Here is a 6,531-nt window from a genome sequence, read left to right as displayed (position 1 = left end):
TGCTCTGCTTTTTCTTTCTCGCCCACGCCAAACTCGCAAACGTTGTCTGCTCCCCCACGCTCTTTCCTCCCGCCTCACCTTGTCGGTCTTTCTGCTCTTCGTTATTAGACGACTTGCTAGATGACTTGTTCAGAGATTCCTTAAGACGTGTCAGTATTGTCCGAATCGCGACTGGCTTGTTTTCAGGAGAACGGGGAGTTGACGTTCGTTTTCCAAATAAAAAAAATTAGTATTATGTTCGTCGGAAGAAAATCCCAGGGCGAAGAGCGCCGAAGTGGAAGAGTTCGTCGACAATCGTTTTATCAAAGAGCTCGATGACGGCGGCTATATCGATAGTCTGTATAAACTCAAGCCGCGGTGAGACCAACAAAAACATAACCTCCATGTGCCGCTGTTTTTAACTTGACTGAGACGGTCGATCTCTCTAGGCTCCGCGACGGAGGATAGACAAATGTTTGAGCGCCCATTGTGGCTTGCCATGACGTTGTTCTTGCTCATTGTAAACATCCGGCCTGCGTACGTTGATGCTCGCATTGTCGTCGGCGTGTCGACCGTGAACGTCGCCTTTCTGCCGATCTATCTGACGCAAGACAAAGGGTTCTTCAAGGACGAGGGATTGGACGTTCTCGTCGTGATGTTCAACGCCGGAGCGACCAATCTGCAGGCGATGATCGGTGGCGACGTGCAGATCATGGCCGGCGGCGCGCCGGAGACCGTGCTTGCCAGGGCGGGCGGCTTGGACATCAAAAATTTTTGGGCGATCTCCAATCTGATGCCGTTTCAGATTTACGGCAGCCCCGCCATGAAAGCGTTGAAGGACGGCAAGGGAAAAAAGTTCGCCATCAGCCGCTTTGGCTCTCTGTCGGAATTTCTCACCCGCTCGGCGCTGCGCCAATCCGGCGTCGATCCGAAGGATGTCACCATGGTACAGATCGGCGCCACGCCGGCGCGCTTTACCACGCTGGCGGGCGGCATCGTCGATGCGACGATTCTTTGGTTTCCCGTTACCGAGCGCGCCAAAGCGGCCGGTCTCAATAAGCTCTTCGATCTAAAAGATCTCTATCCCAACTGGACCAACGTCGGTTTCATCGCGCGGGAGACTTGGCTCGCTAAGGAAAAAGAGCAAGCGATGAAATTCTTACGAGCTTACCAGCGAGGTGTGAAGCATACCCGTGAGAACCGTGACGACGGCATTCGCGCCTTGAGAAAATATGTTGGCCTGAACGCGGCCGAAGCCGCCGCCGGCTACGACGAATACCGCGATTCCTTTCCCCTGGACGGGCGCATCCTCGATGCCGGTATTGTTGCTACGGTCGAGCAGGAGATCGAGACCGGCCGGCTAAAGGGAAAAATCTCGCTGAGCGAGATGATCGACGGCAGTTTTATAAATCTGCTCGGGAAAAAGTAAGTGAATTTTCGTCATGCCGGCTCTTCGACCGTGCTCAGGATAGACTCCGGCCGGCATCCACAGTCCGTTCGCCCCGCACCACGCCTGGATACCGGCTTTCGCCGGTATGACGGAAAGGAAGTCGACTACGACTCGATAGTTGCACAACCGCTCGGTGCCAAGGGTCGGTCAGTTTAAGAGAAACCAAAAGATCTTCATTGTCTCGATAAAAACTGTTGGTGCTTTGGATCTCTGTTGGAGGCAACGTTCACGCCAAGCCGATCACGCTCGCGGACAACACCAACTTGTTCAACGTGATGCTGCTGCGCTGATTACGCCAATCGGGAATGATGTATAGATCGGCGCCGCGGGCGCGCTGACAAAATACCGTGCGCGATTGCACGTCGAGGGCGATGTCCAGCGATTTTTCTTTCATCGCCTGGGCGATTGCCAGTTTCTTCAAGCCGAAGGGGCGCTAAGGCGTAAAGTAGTTTCGTTGTCATAGCGTCAAGCTAATGTTTGTGTCAATCCGATTGACGCTAAGCAATTCCTAGACCCTCGGAGTTTGCTTGTGCTAGATTCATCGCCAGTGAAAGTTTTGACGCATATGTTTCGTTGCTTCTCGATTGCGGCAATTTTAATTTCGAGCTTGCCGTGCTGGCATGGCTTCGCGTATGGGCAGGAGTTGCGCCATATTTACTACGGCACATCGGCTTCCGTCGCACATTTGCCGGTGTGGGTCGCCAAGGATGCCGGTTTGTTCGCCAAGCGCGGCTTGAATGTCGAGCCGGTGCAGATTCGCGGCGGCGCGCTGATCACGCTGGGAATCATGAGCGGGCAGTTGCAATTTTCCGGCGCCGGCGCGGAATCGGTTGTCGCGGCGCGGGTCGAAGGCGCTGAGCTCGTTTTGCTCGCTTGTCCGAGCAATCTCGAACCGATCTTTCTCATTACCCGGCCGGAAATTAAATCGGCGGCCGAACTCAAGGGTAAATCAAGCGCGGTGACGCGCATCGGATCGTCGACGCATTTCTATCTGCGCGCGGCGCTGCGTCAGGTCGGCCTCGATGCCGACAAGGACATGACGATTTTGCAATTGGGCGCGGGGCCGGAGATGGCCACCGCGTTGGAGAGTGGTCGCATCGCCGTCGCTGCGCTGAACACCCGTTACGCTTTGCCGTTTCTACGGCGCAACTGGCCGGTACTGGTCGATCTCACCAAGACCGATCTGGTCTATCCGTCGGCCTGCGTCACTGCCAGCCGTGGCTATGTCAAAAGCGAACCGAAAGTGGTGGAGGATTTTTTAGCCGCCTATGTGGCGGGCATTCAGGTGATCAAAAAAGATTCGGCCTTCGCCGAACGCTCGTTGGTCAAATGGACGCGGGAGAAAGATAGTTACGTCGTCAGCAAATCCATCGAATCCCACGCGCGCACCGTGAAGTCGGCGCCCTACGTGCCCGACAAGGGCATCGAAAATATTCTCAAAGACTTGGCGTCGCGGCGCGCGGTGCCGAAGGAGTTTTTCGCCAAGCCGGAATTGTTTCGTGACAATGGCCCGTTGGATCGCGCGTTGGTGCGGTAGTGTTGTGAGTCTTAACTCTTTTACACAAATTCACATATGAGGTTCGGAGTATTCTCCTTTTGAAAGCGGATTCTTATCTATAAGTTTCGGCTGGACATGGGGGCTTCGCGGAACGCACGAACAATTTTTCTCCAGCGCTCAAGAAGTGGCTTTTTCTCGGGTGCCCCTCTTTGGAAAAGAGGGGATAGGGGAGATTTTCTTTCTCGCAATTGGCTCCGTCGTTTCAGAGGACAACCGCACGGCTACAAAGAAAACCGCCCCACCACGCAATCAAATCCCCCTTGATCCCCCTTTTCCAAAAGGGGGAACCGAGAAGAGCCATCGGATCGCTCTTCGCCGTTTCAGTTGTTTGCCCAGGCGAAATTCCTTGGCTTAGCTTTGCAATGACATCACGATGCACGCGTTTGCCGACAGCGTCGCGCTAATCCAGCCAGTCTTTGTCTTTGAGCTTTCTTGGCAGATAGGTTTTCGTCAGGTACTGAAAATCTTTATTCGCCAAGGCATCGAGTTCGAACTTCAAACCGCTGGTGAGCATGCCCTTGATTTCGTTTTGCCATTCCTTTTTCTGAAACCATTTGTACTTCATCAGTTCCTTGGCGCGGTTGATGTCTTTGTCGTTCAACTTAATACCGACGTTGCGCGGCAGGCCGTAGCGCTCGGGATCGGCGCTGGAGAAGCCGATAAATTTGGCTTTTGGAATCGCCATGCGTTCGCTTTCAAAGGCCAGATTGATCGATCCCTGCTTGATGACGGAATAGATGTAGTAGCCCCAGGGATCGTTGTCGACGAGCACGTAGACCGGCAGTTTGTAATCTTCGTGCAGCCGGCGCGCTAGACGGCGCACGCCGCGCGGCGGTTGGCCATTGCCGGTGAGCAGGATGCAATTATAGCGGCGCCAAAACTTATCTTCCGACAAGCGATTCCACTGGGTGCCTTTTTCGACCAGCAGAACGAAGTCGGCGGTGCATTTGCTGATCTGAATATATTCCGGCTCGACGATGGACGGCACCGAGTAGCCGCCGTTGCCGAGTTTGGTGCAATCGACGCGGTCGCCATCGTCGACAATCGTCAACGGGCCGACCACGGTGCCGCGGTTTTCGGCGCGGACATGGAGTTCTTCGCGCAGCGCTTCGAGGGTGACTTCGAGATCTTCTATCAACGGATCGGACTCGTTCTGGTCGTCGAAGGTGTTCTCGTTGGAGTTCTTCATCGTGTGTTTGGTGCGGTAATAAATTTCCCGCAGCGACGTCGTCAGATTGGCGCGCTGGAGTTCGGCTAGGGCGTCGGCCACCAGCATGGTCTGCATGAATTTCTTGGCCATGCCGACGTTGAAAAAGGTCCGCGTCTGTTTGCGCTTGCCCATCTCGATGAGGCCACGCTTGGCGTTGAAGTTGACGTTGGCCAGGCTGCGCACGGGAATCGACAGCGCCGGGTCCTGACTGCGCTGCGCCGCGCCGATCACGATATCGGCGACGCCGATGAGTTTTTTCTCGACTACGCCGTTATTTTTTGCTTTTTTTGCCGCCATGGTTCTTTCCTGGTTTCTTTGCTGTTTTGCCGCTCCGTTTGTCGAAACCCAACGTCATCTGCTTGGCACTTGCGAATTTTGCGCCGTGCGAAGGACTTGCTTTTATCGCTTTGTTCTTTTTCGCAGATTTAGTTTTTTTCAGCGCCAATGTTGGCAACGTCGGCTCCTGCTCATCGGACGTTTCTTCTTGGCCAACTTCGACATCGTTCTCTTGAGTCGACGGCACCACCGGCGCATCGCCTTCGATGCCCTCGGCGGTGACAATGATCGAGTGCGGCAGTCCTTCCGGTCCGCCGCCGTCGCGGCCGAGGATCTCGTCGGTCTTTTCGCCGCCGGTGCGTTTGGCGGCGATCTTTTGCAGCTGCGCTTTGAGTTTCTCCTTGGCGAGCTTGCCGCCTTTCAAGCGCGCGCAGGCGTCGACCACTTCTTCGATATACAGGGCGAAGATATTACGCCGGCGAAACTCGCCCTTGGCGCGTTCTCGTCGTCGTAAAAATACGCCCAGGCGCCGGCCGCATTCCTGTAGCGCCAGTTTGATTTCTTTTCTGATCTCGTCGTATTCGGCGATGGCTTCTTTCGATTCGCTGGTGAACGGCACCCAGACCGAGGCCATGTGAACGAAGATGACCATCGGCCCGGCTGGCAGCGCGCCGCGCGATTGGGCCACGCCGTAGTTGCGCCAACTGGTGTCGAGGACCGATTTAAATGTTGCGCAGGCCGATTGTTGATAGAGCAGCGGCACGCGGTTGGCGTAACGGATGACGCTCGCCAACTCGCTGTCGTCGTCTTTGTCTTCGCCTTCGGCGCGGGGGCTACTTTGTTCTTTTACTTTCGCCGCTAGTTCTGGATTTTTGCCGAAGGCCAAGCCTGCTTCGATGACAAACGGATTGCCGCGGTAAACCGCCGGCGGCCGGGTCACCGCGGTGTAGAATTCGCCTTTGATCTGTTTATACAAGCCGTGCAGAATCGCCCTCTCGCCGATGGGCGAGAGGCAGTTCGACGGTGGCGCCATGATTTTTGTCGCCTGGATCGTCTTATAAAAATTCTCGGCTACCGCTCCGTGCAGGTTTCTTGGCCGGGTGTCCGGCGAAAGCTTCGCTGCCTTGCAGATCTCCTGGGCGACACTGGAGGACACTCGGCTAAATTCGCTCGAGAGAAATCCCGAGAGCGAGTGGCTCTTGGTGTCGTGCAGCATCTTGAGCATCATGCCGAATTCGATGCCGTAAGGATGGGGCTTGATCTCGCGCGGCTGGGGCGGCAGCTCTGCGATGGTGCGCGGATATTGTTTTACCTCGCCTTCCGGTGTGTGATAGACGAGTTTCACATGCGGGTTGGCGATCGCGGTTTGTTCCAGATACTCGTCCACCGAGGCGCGCCCTTTTTGATATCGGCCTTCGATTTCAAGACTAACCTGGGTGCCGCGCGGAATTTCCCAGTCGATCTTTTTATTTTCGAAAATCCGCGGTTCATTTTTTTTGGTATCGATCTGCACTTCGAAATAGTGCGCCGGCGCGCGTGGGCCGGTGCGTGAGATGATCTGCACCGGTTTGCCGGTGGTCAACTGTGCGTACATGCCGGCGGCCGAGATGCCAATGCCTTGCTGGCCGCGGCTCATGCGCAGGCGGTGAAACTTCGAACCGTAGAGCAGCTTAGCGAAGATCGGCGGAATCTGTTGGCGCACGATGCCGGGGCCGTCATCGATGACCGTCACGCGAAAGCGCGTCGCTTGGGCCGGCGTGGGCATGGGGCCGCCGTTGGCAACGACTTCGAGCTTAACGGTCACTTCCGGCAAGATGCCCGCTTCTTCGCAGGCGTCGAGCGCGTTATCGACGGCTTCTTTGATGCAGGTGAGCAGCGCTTTGCGCGGATTGTCGAAGCCCAACAAGTGGCGGTTCTTGGTGAAAAACTCCGAGACGGAAATATTCCGCTGGCGCGCGCCCATCTCGGCGGCGGTGACGTTTTTCTTCGGTTCTGCCGGTTGGCTTTCGCCGGTTGCCGTTTCGGATTTGGGCATGGGCTTAAACATGGCGTCTTTGG

Annotated in this window: 5 protein-coding genes; 2 read left to right on the top strand and 3 right to left on the bottom strand. The window is 55.8% G+C overall.

All coding sequences use genetic code 11. The features are described 5' to 3' along the window. Window positions 1-451: 451 nt before the first annotated feature. Window positions 452-1,408, top strand: a complete 957-nt coding sequence (locus tag EXR70_04115) for an ABC transporter substrate-binding protein (GenBank protein MSP37657.1) — start codon at window positions 452-454, stop codon at window positions 1,406-1,408. A gap of 247 nt (window positions 1,409-1,655) precedes the next feature. Here the strand turns inward: EXR70_04115 and EXR70_04110 are convergent, their stop codons facing one another. Further along, entirely contained in the window at window positions 1,656-1,850 is a 195-nt protein-coding gene (locus EXR70_04110) for a hypothetical protein (GenBank protein ID MSP37656.1), read from the bottom strand. Window positions 1,851-1,958: 108 nt separating this feature from the next. Here EXR70_04110 and EXR70_04105 point away from each other — a divergent pair, with 108 nt between their 5' ends. Beyond that, entirely contained in the window at window positions 1,959-2,966 is a 1,008-nt protein-coding gene (locus EXR70_04105) for a hypothetical protein (GenBank protein MSP37655.1), read from the top strand. Between the two features lie 421 nt (window positions 2,967-3,387). Here the strand turns inward: EXR70_04105 and EXR70_04100 are convergent, their stop codons facing one another. Both EXR70_04100 and EXR70_04095 read right to left on the bottom strand, forming a co-directional pair. Next, window positions 3,388-4,494, bottom strand: coding sequence for a DNA topoisomerase IV subunit A (locus EXR70_04100; GenBank protein MSP37654.1), 1,107 nt, complete (start codon window positions 4,492-4,494; stop codon window positions 3,388-3,390). Further along, window positions 4,469-6,508 carry a DNA topoisomerase VI subunit B gene (locus tag EXR70_04095; protein MSP37653.1) on the bottom strand — a complete coding sequence of 680 codons (2,040 nt, stop codon included), beginning with the start codon at window positions 6,506-6,508 and terminating at the stop codon, window positions 4,469-4,471. Before EXR70_04095 ends, EXR70_04100 begins: the two co-directional genes overlap by 26 nt. Window positions 6,509-6,531 lie beyond the last annotated feature (23 nt).

It is taken from the genome of Deltaproteobacteria bacterium (genome assembly GCA_009692615.1).
GTDB lineage: Bacteria > Desulfobacterota > Binatia > UBA9968 > UBA9968 > DP-20.
The sequence above is the reverse complement of the archived record's forward strand: the minus strand, read 5'-3'. Positions and strand labels throughout refer to the sequence as shown.

Coding starts and splice junctions, on each gene's coding strand:
- EXR70_04100 (MSP37654.1), bottom strand. CDS start 4,494: ATGGCGGCAAAAAAAGCAAAAAATAACGGCGTAGTCGAGAAAAAACTC.
- EXR70_04095 (MSP37653.1), bottom strand. CDS start 6,508: ATGCCCAAATCCGAAACGGCAACCGGCGAAAGCCAACCGGCAGAACCG.
- EXR70_04115 (MSP37657.1), top strand. CDS start 452: ATGTTTGAGCGCCCATTGTGGCTTGCCATGACGTTGTTCTTGCTCATT.